Source organism: Roseateles sp., assembly GCF_965229315.1.
Classification (GTDB): Bacteria; Pseudomonadota; Gammaproteobacteria; order Burkholderiales; family Burkholderiaceae_C; genus Pelomonas.
In genome coordinates this window covers 246,223-267,837 of sequence record NZ_CBDDJA010000001.1, presented here as the reverse complement: position 1 = coordinate 267,837, position 21,615 = coordinate 246,223, and the positions used below count along the sequence as shown (strand labels likewise).

The window sequence follows — 21,615 nt, the reverse complement described above, 5'->3', positions numbered from 1 at the left end:
CCCGGTATTTTCGCCGGGAACTGATAGGCGGCCGTCGCCCAAGGGTCAACGTTGCGTTTCGACGCGCAGAAGCCTGGCGCCGGCCCCAGTCGCGGCGGCTTCGTCCTGCGGGTTGTACAGCGCGCACGACTTGAGCGACAGGCAGCCGCAGCCGATGCAGCCGATGAGCCGCTCGCGCAACTGCTGCAGGGCCGCAATGCGGGCATCCAGCAGCGGCGCCCAACTGGCCGAGAGCCGCGTCCAGTCGGCCTTGGTCGGTGTGCGACCGTCGGGCAGCGTGGCCAGCGCCGCCTTGATCTGCGGCAAGGTCAGCCCCACCGACTGCGCCGCGCGGATGAAAGCCACGCGGCGCAGCGCATGCCGTGGGTACTGGCGGTGCCCGCCCGTGCTGCGGCTGCCGGTGAGCAGCCCTTCGGCCTCGTAGAAGCGCAGCGCGCTCGCGGCCACGCCGGCCCGCTTCGCCAGTTGACCGATGGACAGCGGTGCGGCACTTGACTTCAAGTTCACTTCAAGTTCGAGCATGGCGCCATGTTCCCACGAGACGCCGATGATGAAACCTGCACCCGCTCCTGCCACGCTCGCGCAATTGCACCAGCTGCTCGATGCCGGCCAGGCGCTGTCCGCCACCTACCGGGGTCGCCTGAGCAACCACCTGCCCATGGCTCAGCAGGCCCTGCTGGAGCTGGGCGCCTCGGCCGAGCGGCTGCAGGCCTTCACCGAGTCGCAGGAGGTCCTGCTTGAGCCCCGCAACTGCGCACGGCCGGCTCGCATCGACATCGCGCGTGATCTGGGCCGGCCGCACAGCGACTCCGCGTGGCGCGCCCACTTCGCTGCACGCATCGCCGCGCTGGGCTGGCGCGACGCATTGAGCGAGGCGCTCGCGCTGCTGCTGCCCGGTGCGGGCGCCATCGCCTTCCACGGCCTGATCCGCACCGGCCACGCCGTGCTCGCCGGCCATGACGGCGAACTGGCGGCCGGCCTGGCGCACTGGGCCGCGCACTTCATGCCGTTGCCGACGATGCGTGCCGGCCCGCCGCTGGCGCTGCCGGACTGGCTGCAGGCGCTCGGCGAACTGCCTCGGCCTGTGCCCATCGCCGGCGGCCTCATCGCCGACCGCATGCAGGCCTGGAGTGCCATGCCGGGGTTCGCCGCCACCGCCGGGCGCCTGCACCAAGGTCCGGACACTCTCCGCGACCTGGCCCTGCTGGCCGCTCGCACTTACGCCGCCACCGGCAACTTCACCGTATTGCACCTGCTGACGGCCTGTCATGCGATGACGGTGCTGCAGCCTTGGTGGCCTGTGCGCGAACTGTCTCGCAGCTTCAGTGGGGCCGCGGCGGCCGGCCTGCTGGCCAGTGGCGTCGCGCCTTCATGGACACAAGGGCATCCGCCCAGCCGTCCCTGGCCGACACTGATCTCAGCTGCCTGCGAACAGGCCGATGCGCACGTCATCAAGCTCACCCATGCGGCGTGGCGTCTGGGCCGTCGCTGGCCCGCGGCTGAATGGCGTTGCGCTGTTGAGCGCGCAATTCCACTTTAATGGAGCAAAATATCTATTAAAGTGGATGAATGGATGTCACCCAACGCATTGGCCGCCGCCTGCGCGAACTGCGCTCAGCCGCCGGCCTGTCGCTCGACGCCCTGGCCCACAAGAGCGGCGTCAGCCGCTCCAACATCTCGCTGATCGAGCGTGGTCAGAGCAGCGCCACGGCGGTGGTGCTGGATAAGCTCTCCAGCGCGCTGGGCGTCAGCGTCGCGTCGATGTTCGAGGCCGCGTCGCCGCGCGCCGCGCCCGAGCCGCTGGCGCGCGTGGCCGAACAGCCCGTCTGGGACGACCCGGCGTCCGGCTATCGGCGCCGCAACGTGTCGCCGCCCGGCGCGTCGCCGCTGCAGCTGGTGGACGTCATCTTCCCGGCTGGCCAGCGCGTGGCGTTCGAGACCGCGGCGCGTGACGCCGACATCCATCAGCTCGTCTGGATGATCGACGGCCGCATGGACATCCGCCATGGTGCGCAGCAGTGGCAGCTCAATGCCGGGGACTGCCTGGCCATGCGGCTGGATGCGCCCATCCACTTCCACAACCCCGGCACCCAGCCGGCCCGCTATCTCGTCGCCCTCACCGGAACCCGGCCATGACCACCATTCGTGAACTCGACGGCGCCGAGGCGCTGGCCCGCGTGGATGAACTGGCCGGCGTGCTGCGCGATTGCGTCGAGGGCGGCGCGTCGGTCGGCTTCATGCTGCCGCTGGCCGAAGGCCGCCCGCAGGCCTTCTGGCGCAAGGTGGCCGCCGGCGTCGCTGCGGGCGAGCGCCACCTGTTCGTCGCCGAGGACGAGGCCGGCCGCATCTGCGGCACGCTGTCGCTGGTCATCGACATGCCCGACAACCAGCCGCACCGCGCCGACGTCGGCAAGATGCTCGTCCACCGCCGCATGCGCCGCCAGGGCGTGGCCGAGCGGCTGTTGCGGGCGCTGGAGGCGCGCGCGCGCGGGCTGGGCAGGACGACGCTGGTGCTGGACACCGTCACGGGCAGCGACGCGTCGCGGGTCTACGAGCGGCTGGGCTGGCAGAGGGCGGGGGATGTTCCGAACTACGCGTTGATGCCGGAGGGCGAGCCGTGTTCGACGACTTACTACTTCAAGCCGCTCTGAAACCGATGCCCCGCCGCTCCCTCACCTCCGGCTTCGCCCGATGCTCCGCCTCCAGCTGCGCCAGGAACTCGTCCGGCGTGAACGCCTCGCCGAGGATCTCGACCTGATTTCTCACGGCCGCGAAGTCGCCATGGGTCAGGCAGTCCATCCCCACCAGCCGTGAGCGCTGCTCGTCGTCCGGCGCCGCGCCGGCCTCGCGCTCGAACATTGCCAGGCGTTGCTCGGGCTTGAGCGCCTTGAAGCGGATCTTGAACGCAAAGCGCCGCAGCGCGGCCTCGTCCAGGTCGTCGAACAGGTTGGTGGTGCAGATGAACAGGCCGCTGAAGCGCTCCATGCCGGCCAGCATCTCGTTGACCTCGCTGACCTCGTAGTTGCGCTCCGCGTGTTTGCGGCTGCGCAGGAAGCTGTCGGCCTCGTCCAGCAGCAGCACGGCGCCCTCAAGCTGCGCCGTCTCGAACATGCGGGCCATGTTCTGCTCGGTCTCGCCGACGAACTTGCTGGCGATGTCGCTGGCGCGCTTGACCATCAGCGGCCGGCTTAGGCGCTGGGCGATGTGTTCGGCCAGCGCAGTCTTGCCGCTGCCCGGCGGGCCGTAGAAGCACAGCTGGCCGCGGCCCTTGCGGCGCAGCGCCTCGACGATGCGCGGGATCTCGAAGCGGCTCTCGCAGTTCAGCAGGTCCAGCGCGTAGCGCGTCACGCAGGGGCGCGCGACGCTGGCCGCATCGTCGCGGCCCAGCGCCTTGTCGGCATTCGCGAGCTGACGCTCGATGAGCTTCTCGGCATCCTCCGCCGACCCCGCCAACTGGGCGAAGCGCACGGCGGTGCGGATCTGCGCCGGCGTCAGGCCCGGGCGTTCAGCCAGCTTGGAGATGAAGGCCTCGCTGATGGGCACGTTGCCCAGCGCCTTGGCGACGAGGCCGCGGCGCGCGCCAGGCGGCGGCGACTTCAGCTCCAGGTGGTACTGGAAGCGCCGGCGGAAGGCCGGGTCGATCTGCTCGATGCGGTTGGTCACCCAGATGACCGGGACCGGATTCGTTTCGAGAATCTGGTTGACCCAGGCCTTGCCACTGACCGAGTTGCTCGGCGCCCCTTCGCCGCTGGCGTCCAGCCGGCTCAGCAGCGAGGCCGTGTCGCTGGACAGCGGCGGGAACACGTCCTCCACCTCGTCGAACAGCAGCGCCACGTTGGCGCTGGCCTTCAGGAACACCTGGCTGATCTGCAGCGAGCGGTAGCGGTCGCGGCCGGACAGCGAGTTGCCGTCGCGGTCGGCATATTCGACCTCGTACAAGTCCAGCCCGGCCGCCGTGGCGGCGACCTTGGCGAGCTCGGTCTTGCCCGTGCCGGGCGGGCCGTACAGCAGCACGTTGACGCCGGCCGCGCGCGTGGCAACCGCCTGGCGCAGCAGGCCCTGCAGCAGGCCCAGGTCGTCGGCGACGAACTGGAAATCCTGGCACGCGAGCGTGCTGCGCGTGGCGGGCCGCGTGAACACGGCCATCAGGTCGTGCGGGCCCTGGTACTCGCGCATCAGCACCGGCGGCAGCTGGTCGCTGACCTTCATCAGGTCGGCCAGGTCGGTGATGTTGTGCTCCGAGATCAGGTTCTCGACCATGCCGATGCGTTCCAGCCGCGAGCCGGCGCGCAGCGCCTCGGCCACCTCGCGTTCGTCCACGCCGGCCACGGCGGCGATGGCCGCGAATGCCTCCTGCGCCGTGTTGACCTTGAACTCGACGAGCGCGCCGCGCAGCTCGCGCTGGTAGCGGGCGAGCGTGCCATACAGCAGGATGGCGCGCTCGGCGGGGTTGAGCTGCAGCAGCGTGCCCAGCGCGGCGATGTTCTTCTCGACCAGCGTGGACTCGCGCTTGAGCTGGCGGTCCAGGTGCTCGCAGGTCGTGGCGAGCAGCGCCATCATGTCCTTGGGCGCGTCCTTGACGTACTCGTCGAGGTAGAAGAACAGCGTGCCTTCGGAGAACGGCCCGCTCCACTGCCCGAAGCGATCCAGGAAGGCCTCGTCGCTCAATGCGTCATGGCCGCGCCACAACTCGTTGCCGACACAGCGCTGGGCGAGATAGCCGCGCAGCCGCTGCAGCACGCGGGCCGGCCAGACGAGGTGGCGGCCGGTGAAGGACAGCAGCCCGTTGAAGTCGCGCCGCAGGTTGAAGCGGCCGGCGTGCCGCACGGTCAGCGTCAGCACGAACTGAGAACACATGCGGTCCAGCACCGGGGCGCTGTCCAGGCCGGGCGAGGGCAGCACCCGGGCGGCGGCCCGGGAGGCTGTCTCTGCGGCGGCTCGCTTCACCATCGATGGGCTCCTTGACCGGCCTGAAGCAGCCGGCGCTGACCCATCTTGTATCAGGCTTGAGGACGAATCAATGCGTCACCACGGCCACAAGTTGTTCGAACCGTTCAGTGCATCACGACCGGTTGCTGGCCCATGACGGCATAGCGTTCGATGAACGCGTCGAGGTCGTCCTCCGAGGGCTGGCCCTCGTCGATGAGGGCCTGGACGCCTTGCTGGAAGGATTCCGCGAGGGCGCCTTCGATGAAGATTTCCTTGCGGGCGAACTTGTCGACGATCTCGAAGCCGCCGCGGTTGAGCTGCGGACCGACCTGCGCTTCGATGAGTGGCACGTCGAACTGGACGACGATGAAGCTGTCGGAGTTGTAAAGCATGTGCATGGTGTTCTCCTCGGGGCTTCAACTGCGGGTGCAGAGCGGCGTTTCAAGCGCCGGTCTGTGCAGATACTGGCAGAACGCGGCGCTGTTCGGGTCGTCCAACGCGCCTACGCCGTGTAGGAAGCGTCAGGAGTTCACGTGGGAGGCTGGCCCTCGCGGGCGGCGTCCGGCAGGCGGATTTCGTAGCCCCGCGTTTCGGGGTCGCCCTGGCGCAGCCGCACGGGCCAGTAGCTGCTGCCGGGTCCAGCCACAGCTCGACGCCCGGGTCGTGGGGCCCCAGCGGCTGGCGGCGCAGGTGCAGCGTGCCGGCGTCTTCGGCCTCGCCGTCGATGGCCTCGAACGTCCATTCGCGCAGTTCGCCGCGCAGCCCGGCCACCCAGACGCGCCAGCGCCCGCCCGGCACGGGCGAGGCCTGCACGAGTGCGGCGAGCTGCAGCCACCAGGACAGCCGGTCCTGGGCGCCGTCCGGCAATTCGAGCTGCGCCGGGCTGGCCGAGAAGCTGACCCGCCGGTCCTCGGCATCGAAGTTGATGGCCTGGCGGTCCTGCCCGCCGCGCTGCAGCGCGAAGCGCTCCGGCGCCAGGCCGGCGCTGCCCGTGCGGCCCAGGCTTTCCATCGCGGGCAGTGCGCGGTCGCCGATGCGGCGCGTCAGCCGCAGGCTGTAGCGGCCGTCGGCCTGCGGCTGCCAGTCCAGCAAGGCCTCGCCATCCTGGCCGCCCTGGCGCAACTGGTAGCGCCACGACGCCGGGCCCGCCAGTCGCAGCAGGGGTGCTGCCGGCGCGGCCGGCGCGTCGATGGTGGGCGGCGGTGGTTTGTCCGCGGTCGGGGCGGGCGAAGGCGCCATCCGGGGCGTCATTGGGGGCGCGTCAGGCGCCACGGGCTCGGGCACGACCACCGGCGCTGTGGGCGGCAGCAGCATCGACACGTTGACGGCGCGCGCGGACCTGGCCTTGTCCTCGGTCGCGCGCCCGCCGCCCAGCAGCGCGCCATGCGCGACCAGGCTCGCCACCAGCACAGTGGCGGCGGCGCGGGGCGGGATGGGACGGGCGCGCATCGCACAATGCTGCCATCACCCCGCAGCCCTGACCATGAAACTTGCCAGCTACGCCGATGGTTCGCGCGATGGCCACCTCGTCGTCGTGTCGCGCGACCTGACCCAAGCCCACTACGCCACCGGCATCGCCACCCGCCTGCAGCAACTGCTCGACGACTGGGGCTTCGTCGCGCCGCAGCTTGAAGACCTTGCCGTGCAGCTCAACCACGGCAAGCTGCGCCATGCCTTCCCGTTCGAGCCCGACAAGTGCCTGGCGCCGCTGCCGCGCGCGCACGGTTGGGCGGTCGTCGATGACCAAGGCGGCGTGCGACGCGACGCCGGGCAGTTCCTCGGGCCGCACCAGCCCTTGCGTGCCACCGCCGCCGGCGAGCCGGCGCTGCTGGGCATGGCCGGTGACCTGCAGGCGGCGAGCGACGCGGCGTCGGCGCTGGACGCCCTGCGCCTGCTGACGCTGGCCGTGGACTGGCGCATCGATGGCGAACTGATCGCGACGCATTGCGCGCCGCTCGCCGTCACGCCCGACGAGCTGGGCCAGGCCTGGCAGGCGGGCCGCCTGCAGGCGCGCCTGGTGGCGCTGCACAACGGCAGCAAGCTGGACCCGCGCGACATCGGTGCCACGCCGGGCGATGCGCTCGCGCGCCTGGCCCGCCTGCGCGCGCTGCGGGCAGGCCAGGCCGTGGGCGTTGCGCTCGGCGCGCTGGACGTGCCGCTCGCGCCGGGCGACAGCCTGCACCTGGACCTCAAATCGGCCGACGGGCTCACCAGCCTGTTCGGCGCCATCGATATCGACCTCGGACACACGCCTGCATGAGCCAGCCCATCATCATCGACACCGATCCCGGCCAGGACGACGCCATCGCGCTGCTGCTGGCGGCGGCTTCGCCCGAGCTGGAGCTGCTGGGCATCACGGCCGTGGCCGGCAACGTGCCGCTGGCGCTGACGGCGCGCAACGCCCGCCTCGTCATGGAGCTGGCCGGCCGGCGCGACGTGCCCGTCTGCGCCGGCGCCGATACGCCGCTGAACGGCGTCCCGCTGGTGACGGCCGAGCACGTGCACGGCGACAACGGCCTGAACGGCGTCGAGCTGCCCGAGCCGACGCTGCCGCTGGACCCGCGCCACGCGGTGGACTTCATCGTCCAGACGCTGCGTGAGCGCGAGGCCGGCACGGTGACGCTGTGCCCGCTCGGGCCGCTGACCAACATCGCGCTGGCGCTGCGCCAGGCGCCGGACATCGCGCCGCGCATCAAGCGCATCGTGCTGATGGGCGGCGGCTTCTTCGAGGGCGGCAACATCACGCCGGCCGCCGAGTTCAACATCTATGTGGACCCGCAGGCCGCGCACGAGGTGTTCACCAGCGGCGTGCCGATCACGATGGCGCCGCTGGACGTCACGCACGAGGCGCTGACGACCGCCGCGCGCATCGCGCGCATCCGCGCCCTGGGCAGCCGCGTGGGCACTGCCGTGGCCGCCTGGATGGAGTTCTTCGAGCGCTACGACGAGGAAAAGTACGGCCAGGACGGTGGCCCGCTGCACGACCCCTGCGTCATCGCCTGGCTGCTGGCCCCGGCGCTGTTCACCGGGCGCGACTGCAATGTGCGCATCGAGACGCACAGCGAGCTGACGCGCGGCATGACCGTCATCGACTGGTGGGCCGTCACCGGCCTGCCGGCCAACGCCCACGTGCTGCGCCACGTCGATGCCGACGGTTTCTTCGCGCTGCTGACCGAGCGGCTGGCGCGCCTCTAGCCTTGCAGTGAGCGCGTCACCAGCCTGAAGTCCGGGTCCTCCGGGAAGGGCTTGGCCGTGAAGCCCAGGCCGCGCATCAGCTTGAGCATGTCGGTGTTGTTGCTCAGCACCAGGCCCTCGATGTCGGCCAGGCCCTTCTCGCGGGCCACGTCGGTGATGCCCTCCATCAGCCGCGAGCCCAGGCCCTTGCCGCCGAAGTCGTCGGCCACCAGCAGGCTGAACTCGCAGCTGGTCTGGTCGGGGTTGGTGATGATGCGCGACACGCCGACGATGCGCTCGCGCTCGTCGAAGCCGCCGTCGTCGCGCGCGGTGCGCTCGCGGTAGACGGCCACCAGCGCCATCTCGCGGTCGTAGTCGATCAGCGTCAGCCGCGCCAGCAGCCCCGGCGGCAGCTCCCTGATCGCGCTGGCGAAGCGGAAGTAGCGGCTCTCGGGCTTGAGCCCGCGCACCAGCTCCTGCAGCATTTGCGCGTCGTCGGGCCGCACCGGCCGCACGGTGACCTCGCCGCCGCCGGCCAGCGGCCAGACCTGCTCGAAGCGCGCGGGGTAGGGCAGGATGGCCAGGTGCGCATAGTCGAAGGCGCGCGGGCTGCCGGCCTGCGGGCCCGGCTGCAGCACGATGCGCGCGTCCACCGCGACGGCGCCGCTCTCGTCGACGATCAGCGGGTTGATGTCCATCTCGCGCAGCTGCGGAAACTCGCAGACCATTTCGCTGACGCGCAGCAGCACGCGCTCCAGCGCCTCCAGGTCGGCCGGCGCGCCGCCGCCCCAGCCCTCGGACAGCGTCTCGGCGACGCGGGCCCGCTCGATGAGTCGGCGCGCGAGGAACTGGTTCAGCGGCGGCAGCTCCATCGCTCGGTCGGCGATGAGCTCGATCATCGTGCCGCCGGCGCCGAAGACGATGGTGGGCCCGAAGGCCTCATCCGTCACCAGGCCCACGCAGACTTCCTGGCCGCGCCGGGCGCGGGCCATCTTCTGCACCGTGACGCCGTTGATGCGCGCCCGAGGCTGAAGGCGCTTCACACGCGCGACCATCTCGTTGTAGGTGTCGCGCGCGGCGGCGCCGCTCTGGATGTTCAGCGCCACGCCCTGCACGTCGCTCTTGTGGGCGATGTCGGGCGAGTCGATCTTCAGCGCGACGGGGAAGCCCATCTGCGTGGCCAGCATCATGGCCTCGTTGGCGCTGCGTGCCAGCACCGTCTGCGTGACCGGGATGTGGAAGGCCGCCAGCAGCGCCTTGCTCTCCATCTCGGTCAGCGTGCGGCGGCGTTCGGCCAGCACGCTCTCGATGAGCAGGCGCGCGGCCTCCACGTCCGGCTGCGCAAGGCTGGACATCGGCGGCGGCGTCTGCAGCAGCAGTTGCTGGTTGGCGTAGAACGAGGCGATGTTGCCGAAGGCGCCCACCGCCGCCTCGGGGGTGCGGAAGTTGGCGATGGAGCCATCGTTGAGCACGCGGCGCGCCTCCTGCACCGAGGCGTCGCCCATCCAGCAGCCCAGCAGCGGCTTGGCCGTGGCGGCCTTGGCGGCAACAACGGCGCGGGCCGTCTCGGTGGCGTCCGAGCCGATCTGCGGCGCATAGATGGCCAGCAGCCCGTCCACGGCCGGGTCCTGCGCGGCGGCCTCCAGCGCGGCGCGGAAATGCTCGGGCGTGGCCGCGGCCGACAGGTCGATCAGGTCCGCCAGCGAGGCCAGCTCGGGCAGGCGCGGCTGCAGCGCGCGGGCGACCTCGGGCGACAGCCTGCCCAGCTGCAGGCCGATCTCGCTGACCCAGTCCGCCGCCAGCACGCCGGGGCCGCCGCCGTTGGTGACGATGGCCAGGCGCTTGCCCACCGGGCGGTAGCGCGCGGCCAGGCATTTGGCGGCCGAGAACAGCTCGACGAAGCTGCGCACCCGCACCGCGCCGGCGCGGCGCAGCGCGGCGTCGAACACGTCGTCGCTGCCGACGATGGCGCGGCAATGGGTCAGCGCCGCCTCGTTGCCGGCGCTGCGCCGGCCGGCCTTGAGCACCACCACCGGCTTGGCATGCGCCGCCGAGCGCAGCGCGCTCATGAAGCGGCGCGCGCTGGAGATGCCTTCCAGATAGACGACGATGCTCTGCGTGCGCGCATCGGCGGCCAGGAAGTCCAGCACCTGGGCCAGGTCCACGGCCGCGTTGGGGCCCAGGGACACGACCTGGCTGAAGCCGACCTGGTTCTGCCGCGCCCAGTCCAGCATGGCCGCGGTCAGCGCGCCGGACTGCGACACCAGCGCCAGCGAGCCCTGGGCCGCCAGCGGGCCGGCGGCGCTCGCGTTCAGGTTCAGGTGCGGGCGTTGGAAGCCCAGGCAGTTGGGCCCCAGCAGGTGCACGCCCTCGCGGCGCGCGATGCGTTTGAGCTGGGCCGCCTGTCCCGGCTCGATGCCGTCGCTGACGATCAGCGCCGAGCGGCAGGCGATGCGGCCGGCGATCTCCAACGCACCGGCGATCTCCTCGACCGGCAGCGCGATGATGGCCAGGTCGGCCCGCGATCGCGCCAGATCGCCCAGCGTGCCGGTCGTCTCGCCGTGCAGGAACTGCGGCGGGCTGACACCTGGCGCCTGTGCCAGCGCCGCGCGCAGCACGCGGGCCTGGCGGGTCTGGCGCTCGGGCTCGTCCGGCGGGCCGGCGAAGACGACCACCGAACCAGGCATGAACAGAGGGGTCAGGAAATGGTTGTCCATGCGTGGGACTCTAGGGCCTTCGGGTTGTGACCAGAAAGCCTGCGCCCTGCTCCCGTCGTGTTAACAGGCCCTGGTCGGCCCCGATCAGTACCGTGACATGCGCCGCGACGCTGCGCGGCAGCGGGTTGAGCATATTGCCGCACGCCAGGTGCCTGCACCCATGCAAGATGCCCGGGCCGCGAGTCCCTTGACGCAGCGCAAGCGCGGGGCCGGTGGTTGCGCCCGGTGGCAAGATGGGCGCTCCATCCTGACCGGAGCCCGCCATGCCACGCCGCCGAATCGTTCTTGCCAGCGCCCCCGCGTGGCTGTTGCCGCTGCGTCCGGCCTGGGCGCTGAGCCTCACCGAGGGCGACGCCAATGCCGGCATCCGTGCCGCGCTGGAGCGCGGCGCGAACTCGGCCGTGGGGCTGTTGGGCAGGCAGGACGGCTTCCTGGGCAACCCGCTCGTGAAGATCGAGCTGCCTGGCTACCTGAAGGATGCCGCCCGGCTGCTGCGCTCCACCGGCCAGGGCGCCAAGCTGGACGAGCTTGTCACGGCAATGAACCGCGCCGCCGAAGCCGCGGTGCCGGCGGCCAAGCCGCTGCTCGTCAAGGCCGTGAAGGACATGAGCGTGGAGGACGGCCTGCGCATCCTGAAGGGCGGCGACGACTCGGTGACGCAGTTCTTCGCCGGCAAGACGAGAGAGCCGCTGCAGGCGCAGTTCCTGCCCATCGTCACGCAGGCGACGCAGAAGGTGTCGCTCGCCGACAAGTACAACGCCGTGGCCAAGAAGGCCGCGGGCTTCGGCCTGGTCAGGGGCGACGACGCCAACATCCAGCAATACGTGACGGGCAAGGCGCTGGATGGCCTGTACCGCATCATCGGCGAGGAAGAAAAGAAGATCCGCCGGGACCCGGTGGGCACCGGCAGCGCGATCCTGAAGAAGGTCTTTGGCGGCCTGGGCTGAGGCCTGCTAATACAACGTGGCCTGCTCCCGTCGTGTTGACAGGCCCTAGCTAGCGCTTGAGCTGCGCCTGCGCGCCGTCCAGCAGCAGGCACAGGGCGCGGTCGAACACCGTGTTGGGGTCGCCGGCCAGCGTCTGCGCCCAACCAGCGGCCAGCAGCGGGTACTGTGCCGCGTCCGGCGTGGCGGCCAGGGGGGAGGGCGGCGCGTCGGGCGCTTGCGCGGACTGCTCCTCCAGCACCCAGCCGACGACGAAGCGGCCCATCGACATCATCAACTGCGTGGCGGGGCCGGGCTCGAAGCCGGCGGCGCACAGCAGCTGCAAGCGCGCCTCGATGGACTCGAAATGCCCGGCGCCCGGCCGCGTGCCGGCATGCAGGCGCGCGCCGTCGCGGTAGGCCAGCAGCGCACGGCGAAAGCTGTGGCCGCTGGCCCGCAGCCAGTCCCGCCAATGCTGGCCGGGCATGGGGTCCACCTGCGGGTGGTTGTCCAGCACGACGGCCTCGGACATCGCGTCCAGCAGCGCCGCCTTGTTCTTGAAGTGCCAGTACAAGGTGGGCGACTGCACACCCAGCCGCTCGGCGAGCTTGCGGGTGCTCAGGGCGTCGATGCCGACCTCGTTCAACAACGCCAGCGCGGCGCGCAGCACGTCGTCGCGGTTGAGGCGGGGCGGGCGGTCGGGAGTGTTCATGTCTCTAGCAATGATAGAGATGCTGCGGCACAATCTTCTCTATCAATGATAGGGAATCTGTTGTGAGCCGAGCCTTGACCGTCATCCTGATCACGCTGCTGCTGGATGCGGTGGGCATGAGCCTGGTATTCCCCATCCTGCCCGGGCTGCTGCGTGAGCTGGCCGGGGCCGAGGTCACCAGCCACCACTACGGCGCGCTGCTGGCGGTGTACGCGGGCATGCAGTTCCTGTTCTCGCCGGTGCTGGGTGCGCTGAGCGACCGCTTCGGCCGCCGGCCGGTGCTGCTGGCCTCGCTGGCGGGCGCTGCGGCCGACTATGTGCTGATGGCGATGGCGCCCAGCCTCGCCTGGCTGTACGTCGGACGCGTGCTGTCTGGCATCACGGGCGCCAGCATGGCGGTCGGCACCGCGTACATCACCGACGTGACGCCGGAGGCCGACCGCGCCAGGCGCTACGGCCAGATGGGCGCGGCCATGGGCCTGGGCTTCGTCGTCGGGCCGTTGCTCGGCGGCGCCTTGGGCGAATGGTCGCTGCGCGCGCCCTTCGTCGCCGCGGCGGTGATGAACGCGCTGAACTTGGGTGTGGCTTGGCGGTCGCTGCCCGAGTCCAACCAGAACCGCACCGCCCAGCTGGACGCCGGCAAGCTCAACGCATTCGCGTCGCTGCACCGGCTCCAGGGCAAGCCGCCACTGCTGCCGCTGGTGGGCGTGTTCGCGGTGATCGCGCTGGCGTCGCAGGTGCCGGGGTCGCTGTGGATCCTGTACGGCCAGGACCGCTACGGCTGGAGCGCCTGGGTGGCGGGTCTGTCGCTGGCCTGCTACGGCGCACTGCACGCCATCTCTCAAGCCTTCGTCACCGGGCCGATGGTGGCCAGGCTGGGCGAGAAGCGTGCGCTGCTGGCCGGTATGGCGGCAGACGGCCTGGGCTTCGTGCTGATCGGCGTGGCCACGGCGGGCTGGATGCCGTTCGCGCTGCTGCCGCTGTTCGCCGCCGGCGGGCTGGCCCTGCCCGCGCTGCAGGCCGTGCTGGCGCGCCAAGTGGACGAGCAGCGGCAAGGCGAATTGCAAGGCACGCTGGCCAGCATCGCCAGCCTGATCGGCGTCGGCGGGCCGCTGGTCGTCACCGCCGCGTTCGCCGAGACGCGGCCGCACTGGCCGGGCAGCGTCTGGATCGCCGCGGCGGCGCTGTACCTGCTCGCGCTGCCGCTGCTGTTCAGCCGGCGGGCACGCGGGGCTTAGAAGTCGGACTTGCCGCTGCGCCCGGCCTTGATGCCGCTGCGCTTGGCCTTGCCTTCCAGCCGCCGCTGCGTCGAGCCATAGGTCGGCTTGGTCGCCCGCCGCGCCTTGGGCACGTGCGCGGCGGCCTGCACGAGTTCGATCAGCCGCGCCACCGCGTCCGCCCGGTTGCGCTCCAGGCTGCGCGAGTCCTGGGCCTTGATGACGACCACGCCGTCGGCCGTGATGCGCTGGTCCGGCCAGGCCAGCAGCCGCGCCTTGACCGCCTCGGGCAGGCTGGATGCGCGGATGTCGAAGCGCAGGTGGACGGCGTTGGACACCTTGTTGACGTTCTGCCCGCCCGGGCCGCTGGCGCGGATGGCGTCGAAGTCGAGCTCGCCCGGCTGGGGCGACCAGCTCAGCTTCGCAGTCATTCAGGCACTGCGCACGGGCACGCGCGGTGCCACGGCGCACATCAGCTCGTAGCCGATGGTGCCGGCGGCCCGGGCCACCTCGTCGATGGGCAGCCGGCTGCCGTGCGGCCCCTCGCCCCACAGCGTGACCTCGCTGCCGAAACCGCTGCCGGGCAAGGCATCCAGGTCCACGGCCAGCATGTCCATGGACACGCGGCCCAGCGTGCGCGTGCGCTGGCCGTCCACCAGGATGGGCGTGCCGGTGGGCGCGTGGCGCGGGTAGCCGTCGGCATAGCCGCAGGCGACGATGCCCACGCGCTGTGCGCGCTCGGCCGTGTAGGTGCTGCCATAGCCGATGGTGTCGCCGGGCTGCACCTGCTGCACGCCGATCACCTTGGAGCGCAGCGTCATGGCCGGGCGAAGGTCCCAGTGGGCGGCGTCGTGCTCGGGGAAGTCCGGCACGCCGCCGTAGACCATGATGCCCGCGCGCACCCAGTCGGCTGCCGTGCGGCCGGGGTGGCGCAGCGTGGCGGCGCTGTTGGCGATGGTGCGTTCGCCGGCCAGTCCGTCGGCGGCGGCCTCGAAGGCGGCCAGCTGGTGGGCGATGCCGTCGATGCCCTGTCGCATCGCATCGGCGTCGGAGAAATGCGTCATCAGCCCGATCTCGTCGACCTGCGGCAGCGCCTCCAGCCGCGCGTAGGCGGCGCGGAACGCGGCGGGCGGGAAGCCCAGCCGGTTCATGCCCGAGTTCAACTTGAGGAAGACACGGTGCGGCTCGTGCGTCTTGTGCATGGCCAGCCAGTCGATCTGCTCCTGGCAGTGCACGGCGTGCCACAGCTTCAGCCGCGAGCACAGCTCCAGGTCGCGCGGCTCGAACACGCCCTCCAGCAGCAGGATGGGGCCGCGCCAGTCCAGTGCGCGCAGCCGTTCGGCCTCGGCCAGGTCCAGCAGCGCGAAGCCGTCGGCCGCGCGCAGGCCCTCGAAGGCGCGTTCCACGCCATGACCATAGGCGTTGGCCTTGACGACGGCCCACACGCGGGCATTCGGCGCCCGCGCGCGGGCGCGAGCGAGGTTGTGCGCCAGGGCTTCGGGATGGATCAGGGCTTCGATGGGACGCGGCATGCCGGCATTTTCGCGTGCCTGAGAGCAAGGCTTCGTGAAGGGTGCGCATGCTATAAACCCGCGCCGTCCCCGTTTATCGGCCTACAAGCAGAGACAGTTCAGGATTGCGCCCCCGCCCGATGAAACGTGGCTTCTACACCATCATGTCGGCGCAGTTCTTCAGCTCGTTGGCTGATAACGCGCTGTTCGTCGCTGCCGTCGAGTTGCTGCGGTCCTCCGGCGCCGCCGAGTGGCAGCGCGCCGCGCTGGTGCCGATGTTCGCGCTGTTCTATGTCGTGCTGGCGCCCTTCGTCGGGGCCTTCGCGGATGCGGTGCCCAAGGGCAAGGTGATGTTCTTCGCGAACAGCATCAAGGTGATCGGCTGCCTGATGATGCTGTTCGGCGCCCATCCGCTGATGGCCTACGCCATCGTGGGCCTGGGTGCGGCGGCTTACTCGCCCGCCAAGTACGGCATCCTGACCGAACTGCTGCCGCCGTCGCAGCTCGTCAAGGCCAATGGCTGGATCGAGGGGCTGACCATCACGTCCATCATCCTGGGCGTGCTGCTGGGCGGGCAGCTCATCGGCGACCATGTGTCGGGCCTGCTGCTGCAGATCGACGTGCCCATGGTCGACACCGGCATCGACACGCCGCCCGAGGCGGCCATCGCCAGCCTCGTGGCGCTGTACGTGCTGGCGGCACTCTTCAACCTGCGCATCCCGCGCACGTCGGCGCCGCTGCAGCCCGTGGCGCACAGCGTGCTGGGCCTGGTGCGCGACTTCTCGTCCTGCAACAGCCGGCTCTGGCAGGACAAGCTGGGCCAGATCTCGCTCGCGACGACGACCCTCTTCTGGGGCGTCAGCGGCAACCTGCGCTACATCGTGCTGGCCTGGGCCGCTGCGGCGCTGGGCTACGGCACACAGCAGGCGTCGTCGCTGGTGGGCGTCGTCGCCATCGGCACAGCGGTGGGCGCGGTGGCCGCGTCGGTCTACTGCCGGCTCGACAAGGCCACCTCGGTGATCCCTCTGGGCATCGCGATGGGTCTGCTGGTCATCTTCATGAACGTCATCAGCAACGTCTGGGTGGCCGCGCCGTTCCTGATCCTGCTGGGCGGCATCGGCGGCTACATGGTGGTGCCGATGAACGCGCTGCTGCAGCACCGCGGCCACAACCTGATGGGCGCCGGGCGCAGCATCGCGGTGCAGAACTTCAACGAGCAGGCCTGCATCCTCGGCCTGGGCGCGTTCTACACGGCGATGACGCGCTTCGGCCTGTCGGCGTTCGGCGCGATCACGATCTTCGGTGTCGTCGTGGCCGGCACGATGTGGTGGATCCGGCGCTGGCACCAGCGCAACCTCGTGGCGCACAAGGCCGAGGTCGAGCACCTGCTCGACCTGGCCCGCAGCGACGACCTGAAGCCGGTGGACAGATAGCCCCCCCCCACCGGCTGACGCCGGCCGATCAACTCAAGAACTGATGCTTGATCCGCGGCCCTTGCGGCTGGGGGTGGGCTGGATCAGGTGCTTGCCTTCCAGCACGGCCTCGATGTGCTCGCTCCAGGCGCGGGCAATCTTGAAGCAGCCGCTGTGGTTCAGGTGGATTTCGTTGTGCCAGTCGCCGCTGATGCCGGTGGAGCCCGGTGCGGCCAGCGCCAGCGGCACGGCGGTCGAGTCGAAGATGAAGAGGCCGGGGAAGGCCTCCTTGTCCGCCGCCATGCCCTTGAGCAGCTGCGCCAGGTGGAACACCATCAGCCGGCTGACGGCTGCCCAGTCGGCGCTGGGCACGCCGTAGGACTTCAGTGCCGGGTAGAGCCACGGGCCGCTGGCGCCCAGCTCGTCGCTGGTCTCGGCGCCCGCCGGGCGAGGCATGGGCACCGCATAGCAGTGCATGAACACCGGCTTGCCGGCCGACGGCCCCTGGTTGCGCAGGCTCAGCAGGTGCCTGACGTTGGCGCGCAGGTAGTCGGCGTAGGTGGTCCAGCCCGGCTCGGAGAAGTAGCGGGCGACGCCGGCAGACGGCGGCCCCCACTCGGTCTGGCGGCGCAGCAGGCGCAGCTCCAGCGGGATGGCCTCGCCGCTGCCGTCCTGCGCCGGCGTGCGCGCGGCGGCGATCAGGTCATTGCCGCCCACGGACAGCAGGATGCCGTCCCAGGTGCGCGCCCCGGGCCCGGCCAGCAGGCTCACGAACTCGGGGCTGGACTGCAGGTCCACCATGTGCGACAGCGCGTTGCCCGTGCCGGCGCAGTTCACCGTCATGGCCTTGCTCTTGAAGACCAGCTCCTGCAGCAGGTTGGCGTGGGCGTTGAGCTTGGCGCGCGCGTTCGAGAACCACGAGTCGCCCTGGGCCAGCAGCTTCCAGCGGAAGTTGTCGAAGTCGGGCGGTGTGCCGCCGGCGAGATCGGCCGGGGTGTAGCAAGCCAGGTGATCCATGGACGTGGGTGGGGGTGACTGAGGTTGCTGACCGACGGCCCGCCCCGGCAGGGCGGGAGCCTGAGTTCGCGCGATTGGACGGCCAGCCGCGCGCCGGGCGCCATGCTACAAACCCTGGGGCTTATACAGCGGTAGTATGGGCGCCCTTTCTAGGGGGAGCCCATGAGCGAAAGCGTCTTCGACTTCCAGGCCGTCTCCATCCGCGGCGAGCCCGCGGACCTGGCGGCACAGCGCGGCAAGGTACTGCTGATCGTCAACACGGCCAGCGAATGCGGCTTCACGCCGCAGTTCAAGGGCCTGGAACAGCTCTGGGAAGACTACGGGCCCCAGGGCCTCGTGGTCATCGGCTTCCCGAGCAACGAGTTCGGCGGGCAGGACCCGGGCGGCAACGACCAGATCGCCAGCTTCTGCGAGCTGAACTACGGCGTCAGCTTCCCGATGATGGCCAAGACCCGCGTCAACGGCAGCGAGGCCCACCCGCTGTGGAAGTTCCTGAAGAGCGAGAAGCCCGGCTTCCTCGGCACCGAGGCCATCAAGTGGAACTTCACCAAGTTCCTCGTCGGCCGCGACGGCCAGGTCATCAAGCGCTATGCGCCCAACGACGCGCCCGAGAAGATGCGCGGCGACATCGAGGCGGCACTGGTGAAATGATGCCCCTCGCCCAGGCCCTCTCCGCTGAACACGGGTCGGCCTGATCGGTCTTGCAGACCGCGCTGCGGCAGTGCCGCAGCCCTTCGGCAGGCACATCGCGCCCACTGGGCGCCATGTGTCCGGCCTCAGCCCCCGAGGGGACGGCGATGCTTGCGGCATTGAGCCGCAAGCACATCGCCAATGCGGGCCGGCTTGGGAGCGGCCCGGCGCTCGGCCCGCGCGGAGACACTGATCTGCTACTCGCGGTCGCCGCGCCACAGCCAGTGTCCGCGCCCGCGGCGCACCCGGCCCGCGGCCTCCGCGCTGGCGAGCAACTCGTTGGCCGTCTGCCGCGACAGGTGGGCCAGCCGCGCCAATTCGGCCTGCGTGGCCGTCACCTCCAGCCAGCCGTCGCCCGCCGCACGGCCGCGCTCGCGCGCCAGCTGGGCCAGCGCCAGCACGAAGCGCTCGGCTGCGCTCTGGTGCCGCGCCGCCTGCAGCAGCCGCAGCGTGCCGTCGTGGCGGCGCGCGAACTCGGCCAGCAGCGCCCGCGCGAAGCCCGGCATCTCGTCCATCAGCAGCACATAGGCCTCGCGGCCGATGACCAGCACCTCGCTCGCGCCGCGCGCCACGGCCTCATACTCCGTCGGCTGCCCGGCCGCGAACGCCGCCAGGCCGAACAGGCGCGGCGCACCGACGTGTTCGATGACCGACACCGTGCCGTCGAGGCCGGTGAAGCGCGCCTCGATTTCGCCGGCCGCCACCGCGTAGAAGGCGGTCGGGCGATGCCCCGGCACGAACAGGCTGCGCCCGCTGGCCAGGCGGCGGCAGTGCACCAGCGCCGGCAGCCGGGCGGCGACGGCGGCGGGCAGCGCCAGGTCGGGAAAGTTGGCGTCCAGCACGCGCCGTGGCGTGTCGTTGTGGGCGTCTTTCCCGGGCATGGCGCATTGTCGGCTGGCCGACACAAGACGCCGCCGTGCCTGCCTATGCTGGCGGCATGACACACGAGGAACTGGGCGAGTTGCTGCGCCGCTTCGGCCGCGAGGAATGCAGCCGCGAACCGCTGTACGCCGCGCTGTGCGCCGTGGCAGCCGGCAGCGCGTGGGCGCTCGCGCTGCTGGCCGAGGCGCCGCCCGAGCAGCGCAAGGCCAACCTGCTGCTCGCGGCGCTGCACGAGCGCGTGCTGGCCGGCGCAGCGCCCGGGCTCGCGGCCTACTACCGCAGCGCGGGCGGCGAGCGCGCGCCCGACGCGGGCCTGGCCGCGGCATTGGCGGGCTGCCTCGAACGCGAGTGGCCCACCCTCGTGCAGCACCTGCGCCATGGCGCCACGCAGACCAACGAGGTCGCCCGAGGCGCCGCGATCTGGCCGGCCCTGGGCGCCGTGGCCCGCGCCACCGGCCGGCGCCGGCTGGCGCTGCTGGACTTCGGCTGCAGCGCCGGCCTCAACCTCGGCGTGGACCAGTACGCGCTGCGTTATCGCGCCGACGATGGCGCCTGCCACGATCGCGGCGCCCCGCGCGATGGCGTGCGCGCCGAGATCGAGTCGCGCTGGCTGGGCGCCGCGCCGCTGCCCGACGCGGGCGACTGGCAGCTCGCGCAGCGCGACGGTCTGGACCCGGCGCCGGTCGATGTCACCGACCCCGCGCGCCTGCGCTGGCTGCAGGCGTGCCTCTGGCCGCACGACGCCACCCGGCGCGAGCGCCTGGCGCGCGCGGCCGCGCAGGTCCGGCAGCTGCCGCACCGCTTGCACGCGGCCGACGATTGCATCGCCGCCATCGAGCCTTGGCTGGTCGGGCTGCCGGCCGGCGTGCAGCCGGTGCTGCTGACGAGCTGGGTGCTGTACTACCTGGGCAGCGCCGACCTCGCGCGGCTGCGCGCCACCGCGGACCGGCTGGCGCTGCGCCACGGCCTGGCGTGGGTCGCCGGTGAGCTGCCAGCCCTGAGTGCCCGCGACGCCACCGTGCCGCCGCTGCCCGCGCTCCCGCCTGACGAGACGGCGGCGTCGGCCACGCTCTGGACGCTGCGCCGGGCCGCTGCAGGCGCCATCGACGAGCAGGTGCTGGGCTGGTCGCATCCGCATGGCCGCTGGGTGGCCTGGGCCGGCTGACGGGCGCACCTCGGATAATCGCGGCTTCCCCACCGGAGCCCTGACCCATGTTCGAGCACGTCGATGCCTACGCCGGCGACCCCATCCTGAGCCTCAACGAGGCCTTCCAGAAGGACCCCCGCGCCGACAAGATCAACCTGTCCATCGGCATCTACTTCGACAACGACGGCCGCATCCCGATGCTGCCCTCCGTGCGTGCCGCGGAGCTGGCCGTCGTCGAGGCCGCCGGCCCGCGGCCCTACCTGCCGATGGAAGGCGCGGCCAACTTCCGCAGCGCGGTGCAGGCGCTGCTGTTCGGCGCGGAGCACCCGGCGATCCAGGCCGGCCGCATCGCCACCATCCAGGGCGTGGGCTCCAGCGGCGGCCTGAAGGTCGGCGCGGACTTCCTGAAGCGCTACTTCCCCGACAGCCACATCTACCTGTCCGACCCGACCTGGGACAACCACCGCGCCGTGTTCGAGGGCTCGGGCCACACCTGCGAGAGCTACCCCTACTACGACCCCGCCACCGGCGGGCTGAAGTTCGATGCGCTGCTGGCGTTCTTCAAGGCCTTGCCCATGCGCAGCGTCGTCGTCATGCACGCCTGCTGCCACAACCCCACCGGCGTGGACCTGACGCAGGACCAGTGGCGCGCGCTCGTGCCCGTCATCCGCGAGCGCAGCCTGCTGCCGTTCCTGGACCTGGCCTACCAGGGCTATGGCGACGGCATCGAGGAAGACGCCTTCGCGCCGCGCCTGCTGGCCGACGAAGGCCTGCCTTTCCTGATCGCCAACAGCTTCTCCAAGAGCATGAGCCTGTACGGCGAGCGCTGCGGGGCCCTGAGCGTGGTCTGCCCCGACGCTGGCCAGGCGGCCCGCGTGCTGGGCCAGATGAAGTTCATGATCCGCCGCAACTATTCCAACCCGCCCATGCATGGCGGCCAGGTGGTCGCCAAGGTGCTGACCGACCCGGCGCTGCGCGCGATGTGGGAGGGCGAGGTGGCGCAGATGCGCGAGCGCATCCAGGGCATGCGCCGCCAACTGCACGACGTGCTGGCAGCCCGGCTGCCGGGCCGCGACTTCAGCTACTTCCTGACCCAGCGCGGCATGTTCAGCTACACCGGCCTGACGGCCGGGCAGGCAGACCGGCTGAAGGACGAGTTCGGCGTCTACATCCTGCGCTCGGGCCGCATGTGCGTGGCGGGGTTGAACACGCGCAACGTCGAGACGACCGCCGCGGCCATGGCGGCCGTGCTGGGCGGCTGACAGGCAACGCGGCCCTTGGCCG

General features: G+C 71.2%; 21 protein-coding genes. 11 read left to right on the top strand and 10 right to left on the bottom strand.

Features of this window, described 5'->3' with window-relative positions:
- Window positions 1–45 precede the first annotated feature (45 nt).
- Window positions 46–501 (bottom strand): redox-sensitive transcriptional activator SoxR, encoded by a 456-nt coding sequence (soxR, locus tag ACO07H_RS01255; protein WP_422010291.1) that lies wholly within the window; start codon window positions 499–501, stop codon window positions 46–48.
- A gap of 46 nt (window positions 502–547) precedes the next feature.
- Between soxR and ACO07H_RS01250 the strand changes: the two genes are divergently transcribed.
- From ACO07H_RS01250 to ACO07H_RS01240, 3 genes are read left to right on the top strand one after another with little or no spacing between them, the layout of a single operon-like run.
- Window positions 548–1,540: a questin oxidase family protein gene (locus tag ACO07H_RS01250; RefSeq protein WP_422010289.1), complete on the top strand. Its 993-nt coding sequence runs from the start codon at window positions 548–550 to the stop codon at window positions 1,538–1,540.
- A 29-nt stretch (window positions 1,541–1,569) separates the two neighbouring features.
- The gene (locus ACO07H_RS01245; RefSeq protein ID WP_422010287.1) at window positions 1,570–2,136 is read left to right on the top strand and encodes a helix-turn-helix domain-containing protein; all 567 of its coding nucleotides are present in this window, start codon (window positions 1,570–1,572) and stop codon (window positions 2,134–2,136) included.
- Complete coding sequence (locus tag ACO07H_RS01240) at window positions 2,133–2,651, top strand: GNAT family N-acetyltransferase (RefSeq protein WP_422010285.1); 519 nt, start codon at window positions 2,133–2,135, stop codon at window positions 2,649–2,651. The genes ACO07H_RS01245 and ACO07H_RS01240 overlap by 4 nt, the downstream gene beginning before the upstream one ends.
- Here the strand turns inward: ACO07H_RS01240 and ACO07H_RS01235 are convergent.
- The 3 genes from ACO07H_RS01235 to ACO07H_RS01225 all read right to left on the bottom strand — a co-directional run bounded on the left by ACO07H_RS01235 (window position 2,638) and on the right by ACO07H_RS01225 (window position 6,378).
- Complete coding sequence (locus tag ACO07H_RS01235) at window positions 2,638–4,950, bottom strand: ATP-binding protein (protein WP_422010283.1); 2,313 nt, start codon at window positions 4,948–4,950, stop codon at window positions 2,638–2,640. The genes ACO07H_RS01240 and ACO07H_RS01235 overlap by 14 nt on opposite strands.
- A 104-nt stretch (window positions 4,951–5,054) precedes the next feature.
- Window positions 5,055–5,327: a DUF3567 domain-containing protein gene (locus ACO07H_RS01230; protein ID WP_422010281.1), complete on the bottom strand. Its 273-nt coding sequence runs from the start codon at window positions 5,325–5,327 to the stop codon at window positions 5,055–5,057.
- 43 nt (window positions 5,328–5,370) lie between these two features.
- Window positions 5,371–6,378 (bottom strand): hypothetical protein, encoded by a 1,008-nt coding sequence (locus ACO07H_RS01225; protein WP_422010279.1) that lies wholly within the window; start codon window positions 6,376–6,378, stop codon window positions 5,371–5,373.
- 34 nt (window positions 6,379–6,412) lie between these two features.
- On the opposite strand from ACO07H_RS01225, the gene ACO07H_RS01220 reads away from it, so the two are divergent.
- Both ACO07H_RS01220 and ACO07H_RS01215 read left to right on the top strand, forming a co-directional pair.
- A complete protein-coding gene (locus ACO07H_RS01220; RefSeq protein WP_422010277.1) occupies window positions 6,413–7,189 on the top strand; it encodes a fumarylacetoacetate hydrolase in 777 nt (258 codons plus the stop codon).
- The gene (locus ACO07H_RS01215) at window positions 7,186–8,124 is read left to right on the top strand and encodes a nucleoside hydrolase (protein WP_422010275.1); all 939 of its coding nucleotides are present in this window, start codon (window positions 7,186–7,188) and stop codon (window positions 8,122–8,124) included. Before ACO07H_RS01220 ends, ACO07H_RS01215 begins: the two co-directional genes overlap by 4 nt.
- On the opposite strand, the gene ACO07H_RS01210 is transcribed toward ACO07H_RS01215, so the two are convergent.
- Entirely contained in the window at window positions 8,121–10,820 is a 2,700-nt protein-coding gene (locus ACO07H_RS01210) for a GNAT family N-acetyltransferase (protein WP_422010273.1), read from the bottom strand. The genes ACO07H_RS01215 and ACO07H_RS01210 overlap by 4 nt on opposite strands.
- A 263-nt stretch (window positions 10,821–11,083) precedes the next feature.
- Here ACO07H_RS01210 and ACO07H_RS01205 point away from each other — a divergent pair, with 263 nt between their 5' ends.
- A complete protein-coding gene (locus ACO07H_RS01205) occupies window positions 11,084–11,767 on the top strand; it encodes a DUF4197 domain-containing protein (protein WP_422010271.1) in 684 nt (227 codons plus the stop codon).
- 49 nt (window positions 11,768–11,816) lie between these two features.
- Here the strand turns inward: ACO07H_RS01205 and ACO07H_RS01200 are convergent, their stop codons facing one another.
- On the bottom strand, window positions 11,817–12,455 hold the full coding sequence (locus ACO07H_RS01200; RefSeq protein ID WP_422010269.1) for a TetR/AcrR family transcriptional regulator C-terminal domain-containing protein: 639 nt from the start codon (window positions 12,453–12,455) through the stop codon (window positions 11,817–11,819).
- A 62-nt stretch (window positions 12,456–12,517) separates the two neighbouring features.
- Here ACO07H_RS01200 and tet point away from each other — a divergent pair, with 62 nt between their 5' ends.
- Window positions 12,518–13,693 carry a Tet(A)/Tet(B)/Tet(C) family tetracycline efflux MFS transporter gene (tet, locus tag ACO07H_RS01195; protein ID WP_422010267.1) on the top strand — a complete coding sequence of 392 codons (1,176 nt, stop codon included), beginning with the start codon at window positions 12,518–12,520 and terminating at the stop codon, window positions 13,691–13,693.
- Here tet and arfB read toward each other — a convergent pair.
- Window positions 13,690–14,103, bottom strand: a complete 414-nt coding sequence (gene arfB, locus ACO07H_RS01190) for an alternative ribosome rescue aminoacyl-tRNA hydrolase ArfB (RefSeq protein ID WP_422010265.1) — start codon at window positions 14,101–14,103, stop codon at window positions 13,690–13,692. The genes tet and arfB overlap by 4 nt on opposite strands.
- Complete coding sequence (gene alr, locus ACO07H_RS01185) at window positions 14,104–15,204, bottom strand: alanine racemase (protein ID WP_422010263.1); 1,101 nt, start codon at window positions 15,202–15,204, stop codon at window positions 14,104–14,106. It abuts the gene before it with no gap.
- Between the two features lie 119 nt (window positions 15,205–15,323).
- On the opposite strand from alr, the gene lplT reads away from it, so the two are divergent.
- Window positions 15,324–16,616: a lysophospholipid transporter LplT gene (gene lplT, locus ACO07H_RS01180; protein ID WP_422010261.1), complete on the top strand. Its 1,293-nt coding sequence runs from the start codon at window positions 15,324–15,326 to the stop codon at window positions 16,614–16,616.
- Window positions 16,617–16,649: 33 nt separating this feature from the next.
- Here lplT and ACO07H_RS01175 read toward each other — a convergent pair whose 3' ends face one another.
- Window positions 16,650–17,612: a hypothetical protein gene (locus tag ACO07H_RS01175; protein ID WP_422010259.1), complete on the bottom strand. Its 963-nt coding sequence runs from the start codon at window positions 17,610–17,612 to the stop codon at window positions 16,650–16,652.
- A gap of 162 nt (window positions 17,613–17,774) precedes the next feature.
- Here ACO07H_RS01175 and ACO07H_RS01170 point away from each other — a divergent pair, with 162 nt between their 5' ends.
- Complete coding sequence (locus ACO07H_RS01170) at window positions 17,775–18,263, top strand: glutathione peroxidase (RefSeq protein ID WP_422010257.1); 489 nt, start codon at window positions 17,775–17,777, stop codon at window positions 18,261–18,263.
- A gap of 236 nt (window positions 18,264–18,499) precedes the next feature.
- Here the strand turns inward: ACO07H_RS01170 and ACO07H_RS01165 are convergent, their stop codons facing one another.
- On the bottom strand, window positions 18,500–19,183 hold the full coding sequence (locus tag ACO07H_RS01165) for a Crp/Fnr family transcriptional regulator (RefSeq protein WP_422010255.1): 684 nt from the start codon (window positions 19,181–19,183) through the stop codon (window positions 18,500–18,502).
- Between the two features lie 56 nt (window positions 19,184–19,239).
- Between ACO07H_RS01165 and ACO07H_RS01160 the strand changes: the two genes are divergently transcribed.
- Complete coding sequence (locus tag ACO07H_RS01160) at window positions 19,240–20,349, top strand: DUF2332 family protein (RefSeq protein WP_422010253.1); 1,110 nt, start codon at window positions 19,240–19,242, stop codon at window positions 20,347–20,349.
- A 47-nt stretch (window positions 20,350–20,396) separates the two neighbouring features.
- The gene (locus tag ACO07H_RS01155) at window positions 20,397–21,593 is read left to right on the top strand and encodes an aromatic amino acid transaminase (protein ID WP_422010251.1); all 1,197 of its coding nucleotides are present in this window, start codon (window positions 20,397–20,399) and stop codon (window positions 21,591–21,593) included.
- The last annotated feature ends 22 nt before the right edge of the window (window positions 21,594–21,615 follow it).

Excerpts from the sequence above, each read along its gene's own strand:
- ACO07H_RS01250 (WP_422010289.1), top strand. The coding sequence starts at position 548 with ATGATGAAACCTGCACCCGCTCCTGCCACGCTCGCGCAATTGCACCAG.
- ACO07H_RS01245 (WP_422010287.1), top strand. The coding sequence starts at position 1,570 with ATGGATGTCACCCAACGCATTGGCCGCCGCCTGCGCGAACTGCGCTCA.
- ACO07H_RS01240 (WP_422010285.1), top strand. The coding sequence starts at position 2,133 with ATGACCACCATTCGTGAACTCGACGGCGCCGAGGCGCTGGCCCGCGTG.
- ACO07H_RS01235 (WP_422010283.1), bottom strand. The coding sequence starts at position 4,950 with ATGGTGAAGCGAGCCGCCGCAGAGACAGCCTCCCGGGCCGCCGCCCGG.
- ACO07H_RS01230 (WP_422010281.1), bottom strand. The coding sequence starts at position 5,327 with ATGCACATGCTTTACAACTCCGACAGCTTCATCGTCGTCCAGTTCGAC.
- ACO07H_RS01225 (WP_422010279.1), bottom strand. The coding sequence starts at position 6,378 with ATGCGCGCCCGTCCCATCCCGCCCCGCGCCGCCGCCACTGTGCTGGTG.
- ACO07H_RS01220 (WP_422010277.1), top strand. The coding sequence starts at position 6,413 with ATGAAACTTGCCAGCTACGCCGATGGTTCGCGCGATGGCCACCTCGTC.
- ACO07H_RS01215 (WP_422010275.1), top strand. The coding sequence starts at position 7,186 with ATGAGCCAGCCCATCATCATCGACACCGATCCCGGCCAGGACGACGCC.
- ACO07H_RS01210 (WP_422010273.1), bottom strand. The coding sequence starts at position 10,820 with ATGGACAACCATTTCCTGACCCCTCTGTTCATGCCTGGTTCGGTGGTC.
- ACO07H_RS01205 (WP_422010271.1), top strand. The coding sequence starts at position 11,084 with ATGCCACGCCGCCGAATCGTTCTTGCCAGCGCCCCCGCGTGGCTGTTG.
- ACO07H_RS01200 (WP_422010269.1), bottom strand. The coding sequence starts at position 12,455 with ATGAACACTCCCGACCGCCCGCCCCGCCTCAACCGCGACGACGTGCTG.
- arfB (WP_422010265.1), bottom strand. The coding sequence starts at position 14,103 with ATGACTGCGAAGCTGAGCTGGTCGCCCCAGCCGGGCGAGCTCGACTTC.
- alr (WP_422010263.1), bottom strand. The coding sequence starts at position 15,204 with ATGCCGCGTCCCATCGAAGCCCTGATCCATCCCGAAGCCCTGGCGCAC.
- lplT (WP_422010261.1), top strand. The coding sequence starts at position 15,324 with ATGAAACGTGGCTTCTACACCATCATGTCGGCGCAGTTCTTCAGCTCG.
- ACO07H_RS01175 (WP_422010259.1), bottom strand. The coding sequence starts at position 17,612 with ATGGATCACCTGGCTTGCTACACCCCGGCCGATCTCGCCGGCGGCACA.
- ACO07H_RS01170 (WP_422010257.1), top strand. The coding sequence starts at position 17,775 with ATGAGCGAAAGCGTCTTCGACTTCCAGGCCGTCTCCATCCGCGGCGAG.
- ACO07H_RS01165 (WP_422010255.1), bottom strand. The coding sequence starts at position 19,183 with ATGCCCGGGAAAGACGCCCACAACGACACGCCACGGCGCGTGCTGGAC.
- ACO07H_RS01160 (WP_422010253.1), top strand. The coding sequence starts at position 19,240 with ATGACACACGAGGAACTGGGCGAGTTGCTGCGCCGCTTCGGCCGCGAG.
- ACO07H_RS01155 (WP_422010251.1), top strand. The coding sequence starts at position 20,397 with ATGTTCGAGCACGTCGATGCCTACGCCGGCGACCCCATCCTGAGCCTC.